Raw genomic sequence first — 22253 nt, 5'->3', positions numbered from 1 at the left:
GGATTCAACAACAGCATACTGCCCGGCGAGTGACAGGGTTATAGTAGCAAAAAATAGAACAATGATCTTTTTCATATCCAATTTTCGAATCAAAATTATCAAAAAATGAGCTTATATAAATTTTAATTTACAATTACATAAACAAAATTTATTCCAAAGTATTGTATTCTATAACTTATTCAGTCTATCCGGTTTATGTAAAGGCCTTAGAAAATGCCTGTCAATTATAACTATTTGAATTAGGTGCTGGACACATAACCGACAAATAAGTATGTTCATGTTTTTCATTTTAATTCAAAAAAAAGCCCCGATTAAGAAATCAGGGCTTTTCCTAAATAACCAACCAAACTTTAAATTATGAAAAACCAATACTTAAAGTTATAAGGGAACCACCCCTTATGTTTACCAAATTTACTTAATAACTATTAGCCTTGAAAATCTTTTAACTTACTTTAACTAGGCTATTAACAATACTTTATAAAAGCAAGTCAAATTTTGACAAAATCTTAAGAAAAATGCCTCAAAGTGTGCCTCTGGAAGCTTGTTCTCTTTCAATGGCCTCGAAAAGTGCCTTAAAATTACCTTTACCAAAAGACTTAGCCCCTTTTCTCTGAATAATTTCTATAAACATTGTTGGTCGGTCCAAAACGGGTTTTGTAAAAATTTGAAGCAAATATCCCTCATCGTCGCGGTCAATGAGAATACCTAATTCGCTTAGAGGCACTAGATCCTCATCTATTTCTCCTACCCTGTCCAGTACATCTTCATAATAACTAGCGGGTACTGTCAAAAATTCAACGCCTCTATCCCTGAGGGCCGTGACGGTATTTATAATATTATCCGTCGCCATTGCCATATGCTGAACTCCTGCCCCATTGTAAAACTGTATATATTCTTCAATTTGAGATTTCTTTTTTCCATCGGCTGGTTCATTAATAGGAAACTTTATCCTGCCATTGCCATTACTCATCACCTTACTCATTAGGGCGGTGTAGTCTGTTGAGATATCCTTATCGTCAAATGAAACCAATTGTGCAAAACCCATCACCTTCGCATAAAACTCACACCACTTGTTCATTTCATTCCAGCCCACATTACCTACCATATGATCTATATATTTAAGCCCTACATCCGCGGGCTTGTAGTGTGGGTCCCATTTAATATATCCCGGCATAAAAACCCCACTATATTGACCCCGTTCCACAAATACGTGAACAGTTTCCCCATATGTATGTATTCCCGACAAAATTATCGCCCCATTTTTATCTTTAAGTACTTTAGGCTCTAAATAACTTTCAGCACCTCTACTGGTAGTTTCTGCATAACTTTGTGCAGCATCATCAACCCACAGAGCTATAACTTTTACCCCATCACCATGGGATTCTACATGTCTGTTTATTTCTCCTCCGGGTATAAGAGAAGAAGTAAGTACAAGTCTAATTTTGTCCTGTTCTATCACATAAGAAACTCTGTCTTTAAGTCCAGTTTCCAAGCCAGCGTATGCTAAAGGTTGAAAGCCCCAGGCCGACATATAATAATATGCTGCCTGTTTCGCATTACCCACATAGAGTTCGACATGATCTGTACCCAATAGGGGTAAAAAATCTTCTGCTTCAAGATTTTCCTTTGGCAACTTTAAGGATGAATTATCTAATATTTCCATGATATTCTTTGAATTGATTAGTAGCTAAAAGTGTTTTTAGACCGGATAGTCCCTATCTGAGATTGGCATATTTACCACATTGCCCTGAGATGGGCAGAAATATCAATTCTAGTTTCTAACATTATGCTTACTATACCTTGCAAATATCGGAAAAAACTACCAATCTTGGTAAAAACCACGAGCATTTCCCATCTATTGCATATAACCTAAACTTCTAAAACCAATAACCAACACTGACAAAAAAATTACCATCATTTATTTCCGGAGTCCAGGAGTACATTACCTGCACAGGGCCAATAAAGGAATCCCATCCATAAGATAGGCCATACCCCGAAAAATCGGGCAGTGTAAACCATTCCCCGGTTCTGAAAAGATCATCTTCAACATTGGCGATATTAGCAGAAAACATCACATGATGCTTTTTAATAAATTCAAAATCCAAGCGACCATAAGCCTTAACATAGCTATTCCCAGGCAAGCTTAGAAAATCATACCCTATAAAAGGAATAAAATTATTAATGAGTTCATTGCCATAACCTCCCAAAACAAAATCCAGTGCTTTCACCTGAGAATTCCCCAGTTTAAAACCCCCTTCAGTCTCCAGGTTAATAGAAAGATTTCGGAATATAGGAAAAGCAGCCCCCATTCTTGCCTTAGCAATGGAGAACTCTTTAAAGTTATTATTGAAGTCGGAGGAAAATAAGTACAAATGAAAATCTCCATTAAAATACAACCCTTTTGAGGGAAAGTATTTGTTATTATAGGTGTCCAGTATTAATTTTCCATAAGTGCTAAAATAATTGCTGTTTTCAAAGTATAAGCGTTTACCGGATGTAGGTGGAACAAGGCTATCCTGATTGTTAAAGGTCCTGGAGCTATACTTTAACAATTTTTGCTCAGCACCAATTATGAAAGCAAATTCCTCTTTAAAAACAGTCTGGAAGTATAGTTGATTGGTGAAATCTGAAACATCAAGATTTATTTCATTAATATTTTGATCATTCTGGACATCAAAATTAGAGCTTATTACCTCGTAATTAATTTCATTGTTAAAATCATTGAGTCTTGAATTTATTCCAAAGCTCCAGTAGGAACCTTTATCCAGGTAATATTGAAAATTATATCTAATATTATCCCCGATAGCAAAATCAATTGAGGCAACATCGTCTTTCGTCAACAAATTCTTTTTGGTAAAGTTAACCAGAGCAGCAGTTTTGTATAAATCATCATAATGTACCCCTAGTCTTAAAAAAGATTTATTGGGGTTCTCTCTTAGCTTTACAACTAAATCTTCCCCCAGCCCGTTTGAAATCAGTTTATAACGAATTGTATTAAAATTGTTAGTAGCGGCCAAATTGCTAATACCCTGTTGCAGCTTTTGAAAAGTGGTTTTGATCGGCAGGTTAATCCTTAATTTACCCTTAACATAGGCACGGGAATAATTAATATTTCCTTCCAGGATTAATCGATTAATAAATATGGAATCCTTTGACACTATATTCCCGGTACTTTTTTTAACACGATTCTGTTTTGCAGCTAATTCCTTTAAGGTATTGAGATTTTCAAGGGCTGCAGTTCGCCCGTTTTCTATGATAGGCCCAGCCAGGTCAAAATCAATAACAGAAAATTCGTCAATATCAGGTCTGATATAAATATCCGTTTCCTTGACCTTGACTTTCATATTGTCAGCAGTCCTAAAATTATTAATCTGAAGTAATATATCTGTTGCCGACTGCAAAGATTCACGATCTCTCAGGCTATGCTGCACATCAACTCCTATAATGATATCAGCTCCTAATTGCTTTACTTCCATGATTGGATAATTATTTACAACACCTCCATCAATCAAAATTTGATCATCTAATTCTGCAGGTTCAAATAATGATGGTAATGTGCCACTTGCCATAACTGCTTCCGGCAGATATCCTTTATTTAATATTACTTCAGCCCCGGTCTCAATATTAGTTGCGATGCAAAAAAATGGAATGGGTAAATTGTTAAAGTCGTTTACATCCCTTACATGATACAGTAGTCTTACGAGCTCATTGTAAATTCTTTGGCCTCCGGAAATTGCCGATGGGAACGATATTTTGAAATTATTAAAAGGAAGTGTAAGTGCGTATCTTTCAGAATCTTCTTTTTCATAGAACGTCTTCGCCCCTCTCGGAAGATTATCCTGAATAAGATCACTAAAATCAGCATCTCTAAATAATGAATCCAGCTCATTGGCAGAATATCCCGAAGCATATAATGCTCCAATAATAGCTCCCATGCTTGTGCCACCAATATAATCTATGGTTATGCCAGCTTCTTCTATAACCTTAAGTGCCCCTATATGGGCCATTCCTTTAGCCCCTCCGCCACTAAGAACTAAGCCAACTTTTAGCTCCTTTTCCGGATCATTTAATTGGGCCCGGCTAACTCCGACACAAATGAAAAACGCAAGAATTAAAGCCAATCGTTGCATGAGGTTAAGATATGGGATTAATGGAAATTTTCATAAATTTTCTTTGCCATGGCATTTCCAACAGTTTTCGATAGATCCTCAATAGAAGCTTTCTTTATTCTGTTTACGGATTTAAAGTTTTTTAGTAATTCTTCTGCCGTTTTTTTGCCTACTCCTCTAATCCGTTCCAATTCAGAATCAATAGCTGCTTTGCTTCTCTTATTTCTATGAAAATTAATCCCGAATCTATGTGCTTCATTTCTTAATTGTTGAATTATCTTCAGTGTTTCAGACTTTTTATCCAGATATAATGGGATTGGATCATTGGGAAAGTAAATTTCTTCCAGCCTTTTCGCAATCCCAATAATTGCTATTTTACCTCTTAGGCCAAGTAAATCGAGGCTTTTCACAGCCGAAGATAATTGTCCTTTCCCTCCGTCAATCACTATAAGTTGAGGCAGTCCGGAATCTTCCTCCAATAATCTTTTATAGCGTCTGTATACCACCTCCTCCATTGATTTAAAATCATCGGGGCCATCCACCGTTTTAATATTAAAGTGCCTGTACTCCTTTTTAAACGGTTTTCCGTTTCTGAAAACCACACATGCGGCAACGGGATTACTTCCCTGGATATTTGAATTGTCAAAACACTCTATATGCCTCGGCTCTTCAGCCAGATGAAGATCTGTTTTCATTTGAGCCATAATACGGTTTGTATGTCTATCCGGATCTGTAATCTTAACTTGTTTAAATCTTTCTTGTCTATAGTACTTCGAATTTCTTTCGGACAACTCCAGGAGCTTTTTTTTATCCCCTAATTTGGGAACAGTAACTTTTATATCATCGCCTATAGCACATGAAAAAGGGAGTAAAAGATTTTTGGACTGAGAATTAAAACGCTGTCGAATTTCAATAATTGCTAATTGTAAAAGCTCTTTATCAGATTCTTCCAATTTCTTTTTTATTTCCATGGTATGAGACCGAACTATGGATCCGTGGGAAAGTTGCAGGAAATTTACGTAGGCAAATGCATCATCTGAAATAATACTGAATACATCAACGTTGTTAATTTTGGGATTAACTATTGTAGATTTAACCTGATAGTTTTCCAGGACTTCAATTTTATCCTTAATACGTTGTGCTTCTTCAAATTGCATCTCCTTCGCATGCGATTTCATTTGCGTCTTAAAATAATGAAGGGAGGACTTAAAATTGCCTTTGATTATCTGTCTAATATCATCTATCTGTTTATGGTACTCTTCAGAATTTTGAAGGCCTTCACACGGGCCTTTGCAATTCCCAAGATGGTACTCCAGACATAATTTATATTTTCCGGCATTAATTTTTTCAGGGGATAAATCATAATTACAAGTCCGTAAAGGATAAACACTTTTAATAAGTTCAAGTAAAACTTTTACGGTTTTCATACTGGTGTATGGACCATAATATTCAGAACCATCCTTAATTAACTTTCGAGTCGGAAATATTCTTGGAAAGCGCTCATTCTTAATACAAATCCAAGGATAGGATTTATCATCCTTAAGGAGCACATTATACCTTGGCTGGTATTTTTTTATCAGGTTATTCTCAAGAAGTAATGCATCAGATTCCGTTTTTACAACTATGTGTTTTAAGGAATCTATTTTCTTTACCATTACGCGAGTCTTTCCATACTCATGCGTCTTGTGAAAATAAGACGAAACCCTTTTTTTAAGATTCTTTGCCTTCCCCACATATAATATTTTACCATCCGTATCATAAAATTGATATACTCCCGGACTGTCCGGCAATGTACTCAGTTTAATATCTAATGGTATTTCGGGCATAAATTTGTTAATAAAATGGTCCTCTAAATACAAAGGTAAGTTACAATACAATTATTATTAACCCTGTTACCCGCAAGTTAAGTTTGAAATAAAAAGGGGCAAAATCAATAAATTGATAATTTGTTAATGCCTTCAGTAAACAATTATTTGCCGTAAAAAGTCATCATATCTTACAATTTAAGATAACCTGTTGATTGTCAATTTTTTAATATAATGCATCTAAGGAACTTGCGTTATTTAATAGTATTAAAAATGTTAAGAGAATTGTAAAAATTGTGCATTTCAACGATTAAATGGTGCTTTTTATAGGATAATTGACATTTATTTCTTTATATTTAACCAGAAAAATTTATTAACTGCATGGAAAATTATGTCATCACTTTAGGTATGTACCTTATTTTGATGCTATTTTTTAAAATATATTTTGCTGTTGCGGCAAAAGAGTAATTTTATTAAAATAGTTCCCCAAACTAGCTACATGTTTAATCGATATTTATGCTAAAAAAAGAGCTTCGATTAAACTACCTTCAATTAAGAAATGAATTGTCTTCAGAAACAATTTCAAACTACAGTTTAGAAATTGCTAACAGGGTATTGCAATTACCAATTTGGACGTTCAATTTTTACCATCTTTTTTTATCAATCTCAGAGAAGAATGAAATTGATACTGGTTTTATTATGTCTATCCTACAGGGAAAAGATAAAAATATTGTACTCCCAAAGGTGTTAGATGATACTAATATGGTTCATTATTTACTTACGGATAATACCATTTTGAGAAAAAATAAATGGAATATTCCAGAACCTGTAGACGGGTTATTGGTACCCCCACTTAAAATAGATGTCGTTTTTATTCCCCTTTTAGCGTTTGATAAACTTGGCCACAGGGTAGGTTATGGCAAAGGTTTCTACGATAAGTTTTTAAATGATGACTGCCGTGAAGATGTGGTAAAAATTGGTCTTTCCTTATTTAAACCCGTGGATAAAATTAGTGATATACAAGAACACGATATTGTAATGGATTACTGCGTTACTCCCGATAATGTTTATATTTTTTAAGAATCTTTTTTCCCGAAAGCTTTTTTATTAAATACGATTAATATCCCTACTCCCGTACTAATGGCGGTATCGGCTACATTAAATACCGGTTCAAAAAATCGAAAATTATCACCCCCAACCCAAGGAACCCATTCCGGCCAATTCGTATCAATTAATGGAAAATAAAGCATGTCTACTACTTTACCATAAAATAAGCTGCCATATGGTTCCTCAGAAAACAATGTGGCTAACTGGTTATAACTGTCGTTGAAAATTATCCCATAGAATAAAGAATCAAGAATATTTCCAAGAGCTCCGGCAAAAATCAGGGAAACAGCCGTAATAAGAGTTGCTGTTGCTTTCTTCTTAATAATGTCATGAAGCCAGTACCCAATTCCGATGATTGCAAAAAGACGAAAAACTGTGAGAACCAATTTGCCGATTTTGTCTGATATAGGTAAAATATCACTTAATTTGGCCCCCCATGCGGCTCCTTCGTTTTCAATAAAAAGAATTCTAAACCAGGAAAAAACTTCCGTTGATTCTCCTAGTTCAAAATGGGTTTTAATATATATTTTACTAAGCTGATCGATTAATAAAACAATGGCTATAATCAGTATTGACCTCTTAATATTCATTCTTTTTCAAAATAGATTCGGCTAAAATAGGGATTATTCTACCAACAAAAGACCAGGATATTCAATTAAAACTAACCAATGGAAATTACGAATTGATCTTCTTCAATAGAATGTTCTGGCCTTTTGGCAGACGATATAGAATTTCTATTGTAATTGACCATGGCCTTACCACCGAAAAAAGCAAAACACTTCCTGAATTTACGGGAAAATAAATGCTTAAAATTTATAATCAGTATAAACTTAAATCAACTAAAGATAAAAGTATCTGATCGCTATTTTTGCATGTTTTTAGCTTCAATGCTAAGCGTAGCATGAGGAACTAACCTAAGACGTTCTTTATTAATAAGTTTCCCGGTTACACGGCAAATACCATAGGTCTTATTTTCTATTCTTAGCAATGCATTTTTAAGATCCCGAATAAATTTTTCCTGTCGTATTGCTAATTGAGTGTTGGCTTCTTTGCTCATTGTCTCTGAACCCTCTTCGAAAGCCTTGAAAGTTGGAGAAGTATCATCAGTACCATTATTTCCATCATTCATGTAGGAGCTCCTGAGTAATTCGAGATGGCTTTTTGCTTTCACTATCTTTTCCTCTATAAGTACCTTGAATTCTTCTAATTCCTTATCGGTATACCTTACTTTTAAATCTTGTCCCATAATTTTAGTGTTTTTGGATAGACAATTTTGTGTTTACATCATCAAAGGAAATGGCCACGCCATCTTCCATTTGTTCTTCAAAATTAAGTTCAGAGGTTAAGGTTTCGTTCTTTATATAACTAATATTACTCTTAACTGCTCCTTCGACTAAACCGTCCTTTAATATTCTTATATCTATTTTATCTGTTACTTCAAAACCAGAATCTTTTCTCAGGTTTTGAATTCTATTTACAAGTTCCCGAGCTATCCCCTCTTTTTTCAGCTCCTCATCAATGGTGATATCCAATGCCACTGTAAGTGAACCCGAACTGGCGACTAGCCAGCCTTCTATATCCTGAGAAGATATCTCTACATCTTCTAACTGTAATATAATACTTTTATTTTCTATTTCAAGTGAAATTTTACCTTCACGTTCAATTTTTTGAATATCATTTTGATCCAGCTTGTTAACTGCTGCACTTATCAGTTTCATGTCTTTACCAAACCTCGGGCCCAGTACTTTGAAATTAGGCTTAATACGTTTTACCAATATCCCTGAGGCGTCATCCAAAAGTTTAATTTCTTTTACATTAACCTCTGTTTTTATCAAATCTGCTACAGCTTCAATTTCTGAACGCTGTTTTTCATCCGAAACGGGGATCATAATTTTTTGTAAAGGCTGTCGCACTTTAATCTTTTCTTTCTGACGAATAGATAAAACAAGTGAAGATATGGTTTGCGCCTTTTGCATTTTACTTTCCAACTCCTTATTTACAAAAGAAGAATTATATTCCGGAAAGTTAGATAAATGAACACTGTCAAAAAGATCTATCCCTGTGGTTCTGGTCAAATCTATAAACAACCTGTCCATAAAGAATGGTGCAATTGGGGCAGAAAGTTTAGCGATAGTAACTAAACATGTGTATAGCGTCTGATAAGCAGATATTTTGTCTTCCTGATAATCTCCTTTCCAAAACCTTCTCCTGCTTAAACGAACGTACCAATTACTTAAGTTTTCCTGAACATAGTATGCAATGGCCCTGGCAGCTCTGGTAGGCTCATAATTATCATAAGCTTCATCGACTCTTTTTATCAGGGTATGTAATTCCGACAAAATCCATTGATCAATCTCCGGTCGATTTTCCAAAAGTATTTCTTCTTCAGAATAATTGAATTCATCAATATTGGCATAAAGAGAAAAAAATGAATAGGTGTTGTATAATGTTCCGAAAAATTTCCTTTTTACTTCTGCAATTCCCTCGGGATCAAACTTAAGGTTATCCCATGGGTTGGCATTTGAAATGAGATACCAACGCGTTGCATCCGGGCCATATTCCTTTATCGTCATCCACGGATCTGCGGCATTTCCCAGCCGCTTCGACATTTTTTTACCTTCCTTGTCAAGCACCAGTCCGTTGGAAACTACATTTTTATAGGCCACGGAATCAAAAACCATTGTTGCTATAGCATGCAATGTATAAAACCAACCTCTGGTCTGGTCAACACCTTCCGCTATAAAATCTGCCGGAAATGTTTCCCGCTTATCAATACGTTCTTTATTTTCAAAAGGATAGTGCCATTGTGCATAGGGCATAGATCCGCTGTCAAACCAAACATCAATAAGGTCATTCTCCCGCTTCATCGGTTTCCCTGAATCTGAAACCAGGACAATCTGATCTACTATATTTTTATGAAGATCTATCTTATCATAGTTCTCTTCAGACATATTTCCTACTTCAAAATCCTTGAACGCTTCAGATTTCATAAGACCTGCCTCAACCGATCTGGTCATTTCCTTTTTCAATTGTTCAACAGAGCCAATAATAATTTCTTCCTTCCCATCCTCAGTTCTCCAAATTGGCAAGGGTATACCCCAAAATCTGGATCTTGAAAGATTCCAATCGTTTGCGCTCGCAAGCCAGTTGCCAAATCTTCCCTCCCCTGTTGCTTTAGGTTTCCAATTTATGGTTTGGTTGAGTTCATACATGCGTTCCCTTACATCCGTAATTTTTATAAACCACGAATCCATGGGGTAATATAAAATTGGTTTATCTGTACGCCAACAATTGGGATAGCTATGTACGTATTTTTCAACCTTAAATGCTTTGTTCTCTTCCTTAAGTCTAATGGCAATTTCAACATCAACTGAACGCTCCGGGGCTTTCCCGTCCTCGTAGTATTCATTTTTGACATATTTGCCTGCCAGATCCCCCATTTCTTTTCGAAACCTCCCTTGCAAATCCACCAGGGGTACTGCATTCTCATTTTCATCCAATACTAATAATGGAGGTACGGGTGGATCTGCCTTTTGTGCCACCTGCATATCGTCTGCCCCAAAAGTGGGTGCAGTATGCACTATCCCTGTACCATCTTCCGTAGTAACAAAATCACCTGCTATTACCCTGAAAGCATTTTCGGGATTTCTATAGGGCTTAGCATAGTCGATTAGCTGCTCATATTTTATGCCTACTAATTCTTCACCAATACAGGATCCCTGTATGAAGTATGGGATTTTTTTATCTTCCTGAGAAAAAGATAACAATTCTCCCTCATTTTCAACCTCTATAAATTTACCTGCAAACTGCTGGCCTACGAGGTTTTTTGCCAGGATAACAGTAATAGGCTGAAAAGTATATTGATTGTACGTCTTTACCCAAACGTATTCAATTTTTGGTCCAACGGTCAGCGCAGTATTTGATGGCAGTGTCCACGGCGTAGTTGTCCATGCCAGGAAATACAACTCGTTCTTAATCTGCTCCAGAAATTGGGGTAATGTACTTTTTATTATTTTAAATTGGGCGGTTACAGTAGTATCGGTTATGTCCTGATAGGTACCGGGCATATTTAATTCATGAGAACTTAGACCTGTGCCTGCTTTTGGCGAATAGGGCTGAATTGTATATCCTTTATAGATAAGTCCTCTATCGTAAATCTGTTTTAACAGCCACCAAACGGTTTCCATGTATTTGGGCTTGTAAGTAATATATGGGTCATTCATGTCTACCCAATAACCCATTTTTTCCGTAAGATCATTCCAGGCATCTGTATACCGCATTACCGCTTTTTTACAGGCCTCATTGTATTCTTCTACGGAAATCTTTACTCCAATATCCTCTTTAGTTATTCCCAGTTCTTTTTCTACCCCCAGTTCAATGGGCAGACCATGTGTGTCCCAGCCTGCTTTTCGTTTTACCTGAAAACCCTTCATTGTCTTATATCGGGGGAATATATCCTTTATAGTCCTGGCCATGACGTGATGGATACCAGGCATTCCATTTGCCGAAGGTGGGCCTTCATAGAAAACATACGTTTCCCGCCCTTCTCTTGTGGTAATACTTTTTTCAAAAATATGCTGGGCTTTCCAAAATTGAAGTGTTTCTTCCCCAACCTTGGATAAATTCAATCCCTTATATTCCGCAAATTTCATACAAACGGTTTCCTTTGATATAATTAAGGCTGCAAAATTAATGAATTAGATTGAAATTATGGGTCTTTCTCAAAAATGTCAATATATGATAAATACAGTATATTTTTTTGGTATTCCCGGAGCTTCTATATGCAATAACCCGGCATATGAGTGAAAAGAGTATGGAAATATGAAATAATTTTAGAATTAAATAAACGTCCTTTTTATAATCTCAAAAACGAAAACTCAATCCCAGAATGAAATTAATTCCTGAAGCAGCTATTCCGGATGAATATGATCGATACCTCTGATTGGTAATATTCTCAATAGCAAATGTCAGTTTAAAAGGATTAGAAATTTGATACTGAGACCTTAAATTTAAAGTATACCAGGAGGGTGAATAAGGATTTCCATCTGCGTCTTTGGCGTAGATATAACTTTTATTTATTTCTGAGATCGCGAGGTCATTAAACGATATTTGACCATTGTAATTCAGGAAAAGATCTGTCTTCAACCTTTGGTTCCTCCAAATAAGGTGAAAATCAGCGAAAGTTGGTGGTACGTGCCTTGCCGGAGTGTCATTGCCATTTTCGTCCTCTTCCGTTCCTTCAGTTAAAGTGAGATTTGATACTATGGAGAAATTATCTGAAAGAAATGCCTCCAAACCAAATTCGAAGCCATACACATATGCATTGGAAGCATTCTGAATGGCTTGTACATTACTTAATTCCCCATTATAAATGATTTCTTCTTCCCCGTTAAACAGATAATCTCTTCGAACCAGAGCATCTACCAGGTAGGTATAATAAGCCGCACCTTTTAGTACTACTTTATCTTTAAAATTCTTATGTACTCCAAATTCCGCGTTGTAGGCATATTCCGGTTTCAGATATGGATTTGGTACTACCACGGATCCTGGTTCAGAATCAAATACCTTACCTATATCATCAATATTTGGAGCTCTAAAGCCAGTTGCTCCGTTAAGTGTGAACTGTAAATCTGCTTTAGGAAACCAACTAAATCCTATGTTTCCGGTCAAGGCTCCATTATTCAAATCTGAATTATCAAAAGGAAAAGGATAGAAAGTTGTATCAAAATCTGCATTAATCCAGACATGGCTATAGCGAATCCCCGCCAACCAGGTGAAATTTGGTTTAGCTTTCAATTCGCTACTCACATAAGCTGCCAGGGTCTGCCAGGTTGAACCATCCGGATACCTGGACTGGGCGGCTTCTACAAATCCGGTTTCAATATTGGTTTGTAGCCCTTCAGATCCTACTTTATTAAAAATATATTCAGCTCCATAATACAGTCTTAAATTTCCAATTTTTTTGTTTTCAAAATCAACATTTAAGGAAAGTGCATCTATATTTTCTTTTGTTGTATAGCGTATAGAATCCTGAAATTGTCTGTCATTTCTGCTTTCCTTAAAATTTTGGAATGCCGTTGTAATTCTTAATCCATCATAAAACCTGCCCCGGCCTTTATTATAAATTTGCATATTCCCCATAAACCACTTTTGTGGACCGTAAAACCATTCTGCGGAACGCAATCCGGTTTCACTGCTGTTTGGTCTTATTAACCTGTCGTATCTGGAGTAATCAGAAGTACTGGAAAAAAACAATCCTAAATCATAACTCCAATTATTATTTGGTCTATGAGATATCTTTTGCATAAGATTAATCTGATCATATCCTGTTGGGATTTGAATACGGGGATTTTCATTTTCAACCAATACATCAGTCCCATTCAACCGTTTTACATATTCATTTCTGAGATAAGAATCCGGACCATGTTGGCCCATTTTCAAATCATTAAAATTATTATATGAAGCACTGGTTAAAAAAGCCCATTTATTTGATCCCAGGTTTATTGCGAAATGCCCTGTATTTTCATCATTCGCCGAAGCATATCGATAGTTCAAATTTCCTGTAATATTTAAACTATCAGTGGTTGAAAATTGGGGCTTATTGGTAATGAAATTCATTACTCCGCCAATGGCATCACTTCCGTATATTACAGAACCAGGTCCGAAAACCACCTCAGTATTCTTAATGGTAAAAGGGTCTATAGATATTATGTTCTGAATATTTCCACCCCTAAAAATGGCATTATTCATTCGTACCCCATCCACTGATAATACAAGTCGATTTGTTGCAAAACCCCTGATAATAGGGCTTCCACCGCCCAACTGACTTTTCTGGACAAAAATTTTACCGCTGTTTTGTAAAAGATCTGCTGAAGTCTGTGGATTTGTAAATGCTATTGCCTGCGCGTTAATGGAAACTATTTTTTGCGGTATGTCTTTTTTTTGCTGTTCCCATTTAGAAATTGACATCACGACCTCATCCAGCTGTTCACGTTTTAAACTAAGATAAACTTTCCCCTCCCTTTTTATAAGTAGCTGCTTGGTGGATCTTTTGGTCTGATAACTAAGATGCCTTAACGTAATACGTTCATTATTGTTAAAAACAGATATATCACATTTTCCATCAAAATCGGACAGAGTAGTCTTTGACTTATCATTATTGTAAAGAACTGCATTAATCACTGGTTCCTGTGTTTCCACATCAAGAATCGTTATTTCCTGACCAGAAATAACGTTAATAAAAAGAAGTAAAATAAGAAATATTCCCCTTTGCATTTTAGCTAAAAACTTCATTCAAAATAGCGAGTGATCTGGGCTTTTTAAATCCGTGCAAATGTACTTCAAAATAGAGTACAAGGGATTGTAATAGTTCTTGCCTGGTTTTTTTGCCCATCCTGACCTTATGAATCTCATCAAAATTTATGCCTAAAAATACCTTGAAGAGATCAAGGGCTTCCTCTTTTAGAATTGGATTTATGCCTGGAAATTCAATAAACGCGCCTTCCACCAAATCGAAATACGGGTAATCCATTTTTCCGGTGTCTGGATAAAACCCCAAATATTTTGATAATCCCAATAGAAAAAACAAATGAAAATTACTTATACTATCATGTGTGTCCAGCCATTGAAGTGAAGCTTCCAGAAAATTGAATAAGTCTTTGTTTTGCTCTTCTTCAAAAATGCTGTTGACCAGCATCTCTGCCAAAAATAAGATCATTGCATTTTTAGCAATGTCTGTATGAACAGTTTGGTACAGATAATTGACTTTAGCATCAATAAGTCGTTCCAGGGTGCCCTTGTTTTTGTGGTTCACAACTATTTCCAGTTGCGTTAAGGGTTGAAAGTAGGCGGTTTTTAATTTGCCTTTTTTGGAGGCTAAAATTCCCTTAAGAAGATACGATTTTAATCCATCTGAGTAGGTAAATGCTTTAACTATTAAACTTGTATCTCCATACTTTAAAGAAGATAGAATTAAAGCTTTAGTAGTAATTTGCATCTATTGCGCTTAGAATAAAGCAAAGATAGGTTGAATTAGCAATAAAATAAGATTGGCAATAACGGGAGCTACATCTTTCGCAAAATTTAATGCTCAGTTCCCGTTATTGCCAACCGCCTAATTATTATTTAGATCACACCTTGTGCGAGCATGGCGTCTGCAACCTTAACAAAGCCAGCAATATTGGCTCCTTTCACATAATTGCAATATCCGTTATCCTCAATTCCATATTCAATACAGGAATCGTGAATATCTCCCATAATACCTCGTAACCGTTCATCTACTTCCTCTCTCGTCCAGCTAATTCTTAAAGAATTCTGAGACATCTCCAAGCCAGAAGTGGCTACACCCCCGGCATTAGAAGCTTTGCCAGGTGCAAATAAGACTTTTGCATCATGAAAAGCGTGGATTGCCTCAGGAGTAGAGGGCATATTTGCCCCTTCAGCTATACAAAAACAACCGTTAGCAATTAATTCTTTGGCATCATTACCGTCCAATTCATTTTGAGTTGCACATGGCAGGGCAATATCACATTTAACTGACCAAGGGCGTTTGCCTTCATGATAAGTTGCCGATTTATATTTTTTCACATATTCAGATATTCTACCGCGCTTATTATTTTTGAGATCCATAATGAAAGCCAATTTTTCATTATCAATCCCATCCTTGTCATAAATATATCCACCCGAATCAGATAATGTTAAAACTTTTCCCCCTAATTGTAAAATCTTTTCTGCCGCATATTGAGCAACATTTCCAGATCCTGAAACAACAACCGTTTTTCCTTTAATTTCCTCATTCTTTGTCTTTAACATACTTTGAGCAAAATATACAGTACCATATCCGGTTGCCTCAGGGCGAATTTTTGATCCACCCCATGATAATCCCTTGCCTGTAAGAACACCGGTAAATTCATTTCTGATCTTCTTATACATCCCAAACAGGAAACCAATTTCCCTTGCTCCCACTCCAATATCCCCGGCGGGAACATCTGTGTTAGGTCCTATATGCCTGCATAATTCTGTCATAAAAGCATGGCAAAACCGCATAACTTCATCGTCAGATTTTCCTTTAGGGTCAAAATCCGAACCTCCCTTTCCTCCTCCCATTGGAAGGGTAGTTAAACTATTTTTGAACACCTGTTCAAAAGCCAGAAATTTAAGAATACTCGCATTAACTGATGGGTGAAAACGAAGTCCTCCTTTATAAGGACCTATTGCCGAGTTCATTTGTATGCGATATCCTCGGTTTACATGTATCTCGCCATCATCATCTACCCAAGAAACTCTAAAGGAAATCAAACGCTCCGGTTCGACCATTCTTAACAAGATGTTTTTACCGTAATAGATTTCATGTTGGATGATGTAAGGAATTACAGTGTCTGCTACTTCCTGTACAGCTTGAATGAACTCCGGTTCATGACCATTTCGGGTCCTAACCTCATCCATAAATGCTTCGATAGTTGTGTTCATATTATAATTGATTAGCTAAAGTTTTTATTGAATTAATAATTCAAGCGCAAAATTATATCTTTTCTATAATTTAAAACAGCTTTTTTTTAAAATATGATAAAATTTATCCAATAGCCTGTTCCAGATCAGAAATAAGATCCTGGACATCTTCAATTCCTACACTAAGTCTAATAAGTGAATCAACAACCCCGCTTTTTTCCCGTTCATTTTTAGGAATACTGGCATGAGTCATACTTGCCGGATGACCCGCTAAACTCTCAACTCCTCCTAATGATTCTGCAAGTGTGAAAACCTTTAGCTTTTCGACTATGGAAATAGCATCCTTTAAACTGCTCCCTTTGGGTACAAAAGATATCATTCCGCCATATGCTTTCATTTGTTTTTTGGCAATTTCATGATTGGGATGATCCTTAAGGCCAGGCCAATATACTTTTTCAATTTTAGGATGTTCAAGCAAGAATTCGGCAATCTGTTTCCCATTTTCACAATGCCTCTGCATTCTTACATGCAATGTTTTAATTCCTCGAAGCACTAAAAAACTATCCATAGGACCACATATGGCACCACTGGCATTCTGAATGAAATATAATTTCTCCGCCAATGCAGCATCCTTCACCACTAAAGCTCCCACAACCACGTCGCTATGCCCGCCAAGATACTTAGTAGCAGAATGCATAACTATGTCTGCTCCCAATTCCAGCGGTTGCTGCAAATACGGTGTTGCGAAAGTGTTATCTACTGCCATAAGCAACTTATTACTTTTAGCCAATTCAGAAACAGCCTTAAGGTCAATAACATTCATCATTGGATTTGTTGGAGTCTCAACCCAAATTAGTTTTGTATTTGAATTTATTAATGCAGCAATCTTGGATACTTCCTGCATACCTATGAAGTGAAATTTGATTCCATACTTTTCAAAGATCTGTCGGAAAAGACGATAGCTTCCGCCGTAAAGATCATTAGTTGAAATCACTTCATCTCCTGGCCCTAGCAGTTTAATAACTGCATCCATAGCTGCTAATCCACTGGCGAATGCCAATCCGAAATTTCCATTTTCAATACTGGCAAGTGCATTTTCCAATGCAGTTCTTGTTGGGTTGGCACTGCGGGAATATTCATAGCCTTTATGCTCGCCCGGGCTAGTTTGAGCATAAGTGGATGTCTGATAAATAGGGGGCATTACAGCACCATAAGCCTTGTCTGGCTTTTGTCCGCCATGAATTACTTTGCTATTAAATCTCAATTCTTTTTCACTCATATTATAAATTTATGTTCACAAATGTATTGTTATCTTTTGGAGAAACCAATGAATCCTTAGTTTTGCAATAGATCCAAATTCAACTCAATGAAGCGCAATATAACCTACCTTTTTTTTCTAGCCCTAATTGTTAGCTGTCAGGACAGCGGTAATATTACATTTGAAGCATTAACTCTGGCAAATACTAAATGTCAGGAGTGTCCGGAAGTTTCCATTGAAGTGCCAAATGCATTGGGTAATAACAAACTGGCCAAATCTATTAATCGCGCTTTGCAGGAAGAAGTTATTTCCAAATTAACTTTTGACGATGAAATTAATGCCGAAACCATTCAGGAGGCCATTGAGTCATTTACAAATGGATATTTTGAATTAAAAAAGATCTATCCTGATGAAACTATTGGATGGCAGGCAAAAATTAATGGAATGATTACCTATGAAGATAATGAACTCCTTACTATTGAACTACAGTCTTATTTGTTTACCGGTGGAGCTCATGGATATGGTTCAACAAATTTTTTAAACTTTAGCAAAAAAAGAGGCAAGGAAATGGATGACTGGGAGTTATTTAAAGATAAAGAAGGGTTTGAGCAGTATGCGGAAACCCAATTTAGATTACAACACAATATCCCGGTAAATAAGCCTATCAACAGTACAGGCTTTATGTTTGAGAAAGATCATTTTTATTTACCGGAAAATATTGGTTTTACTGAGAAAGGGATCAAGCTATTGTACAATCAATATGAAGTGGCTTCTTATGCCGATGGCCCTATAGAACTGACACTTCCATATAAGGATATCCAAAAATTTTTATCCGGGAACATCAAAACCTAAAACGCCTCTTCTTTTAAGAGAATTTTTTCCAAAGAAAGTATTACTCCAAGGTGTAAGCCTTCATGATATAGATTAAACGCCAAAGCGTCTTCAACATTACGCAATGTAACTTTGGTACTGGTCTTATATTCATTGTACTCCTTGAATACGCCATTTTCATAGTCCTCCTGAGCCCATTCAGCCGTAGAAAGCAAAAAACCGGCAATATGATCTATTTCTTCATCTGTGGGAATTGAATCCGGCAAAGTGCCCTTTCTGAATTTTTGAACTAGAGAATCGTCAATGCGCGAAGGGAGATTACTAAATTTGTACATAAGTATTTGTTGGGTCGCAACTACATGAGCTATATTCCACCAAATATTATTGCGATAACCTTCCGGAATTTCAAATAGAAGTTCAGGAGTAGTTCGTTTTAATATTTTGTATAGTATCTTCCTGTTTTTAATTGTGATATCAAATATTTTTTCCAATGCGTGCTTTTTTTACGATTAGTAACAAGGTGTTCTCAAATAATAAAAATAGCGTATTCATTTAAAAATAATTGACAGTAGTTGTTATAATTTTGAATTCGATAAAAAATAGTCATGAAGAAAATTTATTACTTAAGTACTTGTGATACCTGCAAGCGTATTTTAAATGAACTAAAACCTCTTGGCGATATGGAGCTTCAGGATATAAAATCAGATCCAATTACTCCTCAGCAATTGAAAGAAATGCGAAGTTTATCAGGTAGTTATGAAGCCTTATTTAGCAAAAGGGCACGCCTATTTAGTGAACGCCAATTAAAAGACAAGCAGCTTGAAGATAAGGACTATGAGGCATTGATATTGGAACATTACACCTTCTTAAAAAGACCTGTTATTTTGGTTAACAATCAAATATTTATTGGGAATAGCAAAAAGGTAGTTGCTGCTGCCAAAGAAACTATACATACTTGAGCAAGCGAACTCTCGCCATATTAGCCGCCCTGGGCGCCACAACAATTTATGGATTAAACCATACTATTGCCAAAGGGGTGATGCCTACTTATATTACGCCTTTCGGTTTTATAATGCTTAGGGTATTGGGAGCCTCCATTTTGTTTTGGAGTATTTCCTCTTTGGGGCCAAAAGAAAAAATTGAACGGAAGGACTGGGGTCGGGTAATGCTGTGTTCACTCTTTGGCATGGCGATTAATATGCTGGCATTTTTTAAAGGTTTGGATTTATCCACTCCTATAAACAGTGCGGTTCTTGTAACTACCACCCCGATCATAGTGGTGGTTTTATCTTTTTTTTTAATTAAAGAAAAAATTAGAGCGCTAAAAATAGTCGGTATAGTGATTGGTCTTGCAGGAGCCCTTTTTCTTGTTCTCTACGGTAATGAAATTAGGCAAGACGCATCAAATATTCCTTTAGGCAATACCCTCTTTTTGCTGAATTCTTTATTTTTTGGGCTATATCTCATTCTTGTAAAAAAGTTGCTTGAAAAATACCATCCCATTACTCTTTTAAAGTGGATGTTCCTGATTGGCATCTTTTATAATTTACCAGTTGCTCTTCCAGAATTTTTAGAAGTTTCATGGTCAACCCTGCCATTTGAAGCAATATGGAAAATGGCATTTGTGGTGATAGGGACAACTTTTTGCGCTTATTTGTTTAATGTATTTGCCTTAACTCAATTAAAAGCATCTACAGTAAGTGCCTTCGTATATGTTCAACCAGTAATTGGGATTCTTTTTGCCGTACTAAGTGGCAGAGACAAACTCACCACCGTTAAAATAGCTGCAGCATGTTTGGTTTTGTTAGGAGTTTATCTTGTAAGTAAAAAACCAAAGCCAGGGAAAATCACCAATTAAGTAGTTGTATCCTTTGTATTTATAGGATATTCATACCGAGCTTATTTTTTCTTTAATTCTTTAATCTTTTTTAATCCGGAATGACCATAACTCAGAGGCATAATATTATGATGAGTAGATTATATAAAATGCTTTTTAACATTCAAATGACTCCTTAGAATTTCACAATCCATTAGAAATAAAAATATATTGCTTTACAATGGATGCATAAGAGTCTTAAAAATAAATGGTTTGATATCCCCGGGCTTGCGTTGACTAAGAATTTATACCTATTTTTAAAATCACAAAATTAAACTATGTCTAAGAAACCCGCATTTATCAAAGAGCTTTCTTTACCTGTCATTGCAGCGCCCATGTTTCTCATCTCTGGTCCTCAATTGGTTCTTGAATGTTGCAAAAATGGAATTATTGGAACTTTTCCTGCCCTTAACCAACGGACCAGTGAAGGATTTGAAGAATGGCTAATTCAAATAAAATCCGAATTAGACTCTTTTGAAGAAAAAACAGGAGCTAAAGCAGCACCATTTGGTGTAAATCTTATTGTTCATCCTACAAATCCAAGATTGGAAGCTGATCTGAAATTATGCATTAAACATAAAGTTCCTATCATTATTACCTCTTTGGGCGCAGTATCGCAGGTAGTTGATGCCGTACACAGCTACGGAGGGCTGGTTTTTCATGATATAATTAAAAAAAGGCATGCAGAAAAGGCAGCAGCAGCCGGGGTAGATGGACTAATATTAGTTGCTGCGGGGGCAGGGGGTCATGCAGGCACGATTAATCCGATGACACTTGTGGCAGAGATTAAAAAGTTTTACCATAAAACCATTATCCTTTCTGGTTGTATAAGTACCGGCAGGGATATTGCATCTGCTTTACAAATGGGCGCAGATTTGGCTTATATGGGTACTCGATTTATTAACACTCTTGAAAGTAAAGCGCCTGAGGAATACCGGCAGATGATCATTAAGGCAGGGGCCAGTGATATAAGGTACACCGCGGCCATATCGGGAGTGCACGCTAATTTTCTTGGAGCCAGTCTTACTGCAGCAGGAATTACAGAAGAAGATTTAAAAAAGGATGTTAAAATTGACTTTGGAAAGGAATTAGATACAGAGGCAAAAGCTTGGAAGACCATTTGGTCTGCAGGTCAGGGAGTAGCTACCGTAGAAAATGTGCTTAGTGTTGCAGAGCTTGTAAAAAATCTTAAATCTGAATTTAAAGCAGCGATTGAAGAACAAATTGCCTCATTGGAAATTTATCCAAAATGATACTTAAGTAATTTGCAGATTTGTATGTTAAAAGAAATATTGGCTTGTAGTAATTCTGAGATATGCCTCTGATTGAATCTAATTACAATCCTCCTCTCCCGTTTAAAAGTGGTCATATCTCTACTATTTATTCCGGCTTGATTAGAAAGGTTTCTAACTTTAGCCAGCAAAGGGAGCGTCTGGAACTTAAGGATGGAGACTTTATAGACCTTGACTGGAGCTTTTCCGCTACGCCTAGTAATGTTGTGGTTATTCTTTTACATGGGCTTGAAGGACATGGGCAACGCCCCTACATAACAGGAAGCGCAAAGCATTTTAATACTAATGGAGTAGATAGTTGTGCCGTTAATTTCAGAGGATGCAGCGGAGAAACCAACCGTCTATTCAGATCCTATCATTCCGGAGCCACAGAAGATCTCAACGCCGTAATACAACATATCCTTTCTACGCGGAAATATAGTAGTATTTATATCAAAGGATTCAGCCTTGGAGGAAATCTGACACTAAAATATCTTGGAGAAGGGCCTGTGCCAAATCAAATAAAAGGGGCTGTAACCGTATCCGTTC

At 36.3% G+C, this 22253-nt stretch carries 17 protein-coding genes and 1 pseudogene; 6 read left to right on the top strand and 12 right to left on the bottom strand.

Annotated elements, in window-relative coordinates; genetic code table 11:
• Nucleotides 1-520: 520 nt before the first annotated feature.
• The 3 genes from hppD to uvrC form a co-directional block, all read right to left on the bottom strand.
• On the bottom strand, nt 521-1663 hold the full coding sequence (hppD, locus tag WBM60_RS10140; RefSeq protein ID WP_424261215.1) for a 4-hydroxyphenylpyruvate dioxygenase: 1143 nt from the start codon (nt 1661-1663) through the stop codon (nt 521-523).
• A 214-nt stretch (nt 1664-1877) separates the two neighbouring features.
• The gene (locus WBM60_RS10135; RefSeq protein WP_424261217.1) at nt 1878-4130 is read right to left on the bottom strand and encodes a patatin-like phospholipase family protein; all 2253 of its coding nucleotides are present in this window, start codon (nt 4128-4130) and stop codon (nt 1878-1880) included.
• A gap of 17 nt (nt 4131-4147) precedes the next feature.
• Nucleotides 4148-5935 carry an excinuclease ABC subunit UvrC gene (uvrC, locus tag WBM60_RS10130; protein ID WP_424261219.1) on the bottom strand — a complete coding sequence of 596 codons (1788 nt, stop codon included), beginning with the start codon at nt 5933-5935 and terminating at the stop codon, nt 4148-4150.
• 495 nt (nt 5936-6430) lie between these two features.
• Between uvrC and WBM60_RS10125 the strand changes: the two genes are divergently transcribed.
• Nucleotides 6431-6994, top strand: coding sequence for a 5-formyltetrahydrofolate cyclo-ligase (locus WBM60_RS10125; RefSeq protein WP_424261221.1), 564 nt, complete (start codon nt 6431-6433; stop codon nt 6992-6994).
• Here WBM60_RS10125 and WBM60_RS10120 read toward each other — a convergent pair.
• From WBM60_RS10120 to WBM60_RS10085, 8 genes and pseudogenes are all read right to left on the bottom strand, one after another.
• Nucleotides 6991-7611 (bottom strand): lipoprotein signal peptidase, encoded by a 621-nt coding sequence (locus WBM60_RS10120; protein ID WP_424261223.1) that lies wholly within the window; start codon nt 7609-7611, stop codon nt 6991-6993. The two genes, WBM60_RS10125 and WBM60_RS10120, sit on opposite strands and share 4 nt — an antisense overlap.
• 272 nt (nt 7612-7883) lie before the next feature.
• The gene (locus tag WBM60_RS10115; protein ID WP_424261225.1) at nt 7884-8267 is read right to left on the bottom strand and encodes a TraR/DksA family transcriptional regulator; all 384 of its coding nucleotides are present in this window, start codon (nt 8265-8267) and stop codon (nt 7884-7886) included.
• A 4-nt stretch (nt 8268-8271) separates the two neighbouring features.
• Nucleotides 8272-11673: an isoleucine--tRNA ligase gene (gene ileS, locus WBM60_RS10110; protein ID WP_424283037.1), complete on the bottom strand. Its 3402-nt coding sequence runs from the start codon at nt 11671-11673 to the stop codon at nt 8272-8274.
• 211 nt (nt 11674-11884) lie between these two features.
• The gene (locus WBM60_RS10105) at nt 11885-13456 is read right to left on the bottom strand and encodes a TonB-dependent receptor (protein WP_424283038.1); all 1572 of its coding nucleotides are present in this window, start codon (nt 13454-13456) and stop codon (nt 11885-11887) included.
• Nucleotides 13457-13651: 195 nt separating this feature from the next.
• Nucleotides 13652-13990 (bottom strand): annotated as a pseudogene (locus WBM60_RS10100) (TonB-dependent receptor plug domain-containing protein); the annotation flags it as partial.
• Between the two features lie 307 nt (nt 13991-14297).
• Nucleotides 14298-15017 (bottom strand): DNA repair protein RecO, encoded by a 720-nt coding sequence (gene recO / locus WBM60_RS10095; protein WP_424277543.1) that lies wholly within the window; start codon nt 15015-15017, stop codon nt 14298-14300.
• 128 nt (nt 15018-15145) lie between these two features.
• A complete protein-coding gene (gene gdhA, locus WBM60_RS10090; RefSeq protein WP_424277544.1) occupies nt 15146-16489 on the bottom strand; it encodes an NADP-specific glutamate dehydrogenase in 1344 nt (447 codons plus the stop codon).
• Nucleotides 16490-16592: 103 nt separating this feature from the next.
• Complete coding sequence (locus WBM60_RS10085) at nt 16593-17747, bottom strand: cystathionine gamma-synthase (RefSeq protein ID WP_424259738.1); 1155 nt, start codon at nt 17745-17747, stop codon at nt 16593-16595.
• 87 nt (nt 17748-17834) lie between these two features.
• On the opposite strand from WBM60_RS10085, the gene WBM60_RS10080 reads away from it, so the two are divergent.
• Nucleotides 17835-18578, top strand: coding sequence for a DUF3298 domain-containing protein (locus tag WBM60_RS10080; protein ID WP_424259739.1), 744 nt, complete (start codon nt 17835-17837; stop codon nt 18576-18578).
• Here the strand turns inward: WBM60_RS10080 and WBM60_RS10075 are convergent.
• Nucleotides 18575-19048, bottom strand: coding sequence for a DinB family protein (locus WBM60_RS10075; protein ID WP_424283036.1), 474 nt, complete (start codon nt 19046-19048; stop codon nt 18575-18577). The two genes, WBM60_RS10080 and WBM60_RS10075, sit on opposite strands and share 4 nt — an antisense overlap.
• Nucleotides 19049-19162: 114 nt before the next feature.
• Here WBM60_RS10075 and WBM60_RS10070 point away from each other — a divergent pair, with 114 nt between their 5' ends.
• The 4 genes from WBM60_RS10070 to WBM60_RS10055 form a co-directional block, all read left to right on the top strand.
• Nucleotides 19163-19516 carry an arsenate reductase family protein gene (locus WBM60_RS10070; protein ID WP_424277546.1) on the top strand — a complete coding sequence of 118 codons (354 nt, stop codon included), beginning with the start codon at nt 19163-19165 and terminating at the stop codon, nt 19514-19516.
• Entirely contained in the window at nt 19513-20415 is a 903-nt protein-coding gene (locus tag WBM60_RS10065; protein ID WP_424259742.1) for a DMT family transporter, read from the top strand. Before WBM60_RS10070 ends, WBM60_RS10065 begins: the two co-directional genes overlap by 4 nt.
• Before the next feature lie 296 nt (nt 20416-20711).
• Nucleotides 20712-21686 carry an NAD(P)H-dependent flavin oxidoreductase gene (locus WBM60_RS10060; RefSeq protein ID WP_424277547.1) on the top strand — a complete coding sequence of 325 codons (975 nt, stop codon included), beginning with the start codon at nt 20712-20714 and terminating at the stop codon, nt 21684-21686.
• A gap of 62 nt (nt 21687-21748) precedes the next feature.
• On the top strand, nt 21749-22253 hold a 505-nt coding region (locus tag WBM60_RS10055; RefSeq protein ID WP_424283035.1), incomplete at its 3' end, for a YheT family hydrolase.

This window comes from Eudoraea sp. (assembly GCF_049669105.1).
GTDB lineage: Bacteria > Bacteroidota > Bacteroidia > Flavobacteriales > Flavobacteriaceae > Eudoraea.
Note: the sequence above shows the minus strand (reverse complement) of the source record. Positions and strands in the feature narration are given on the sequence as shown.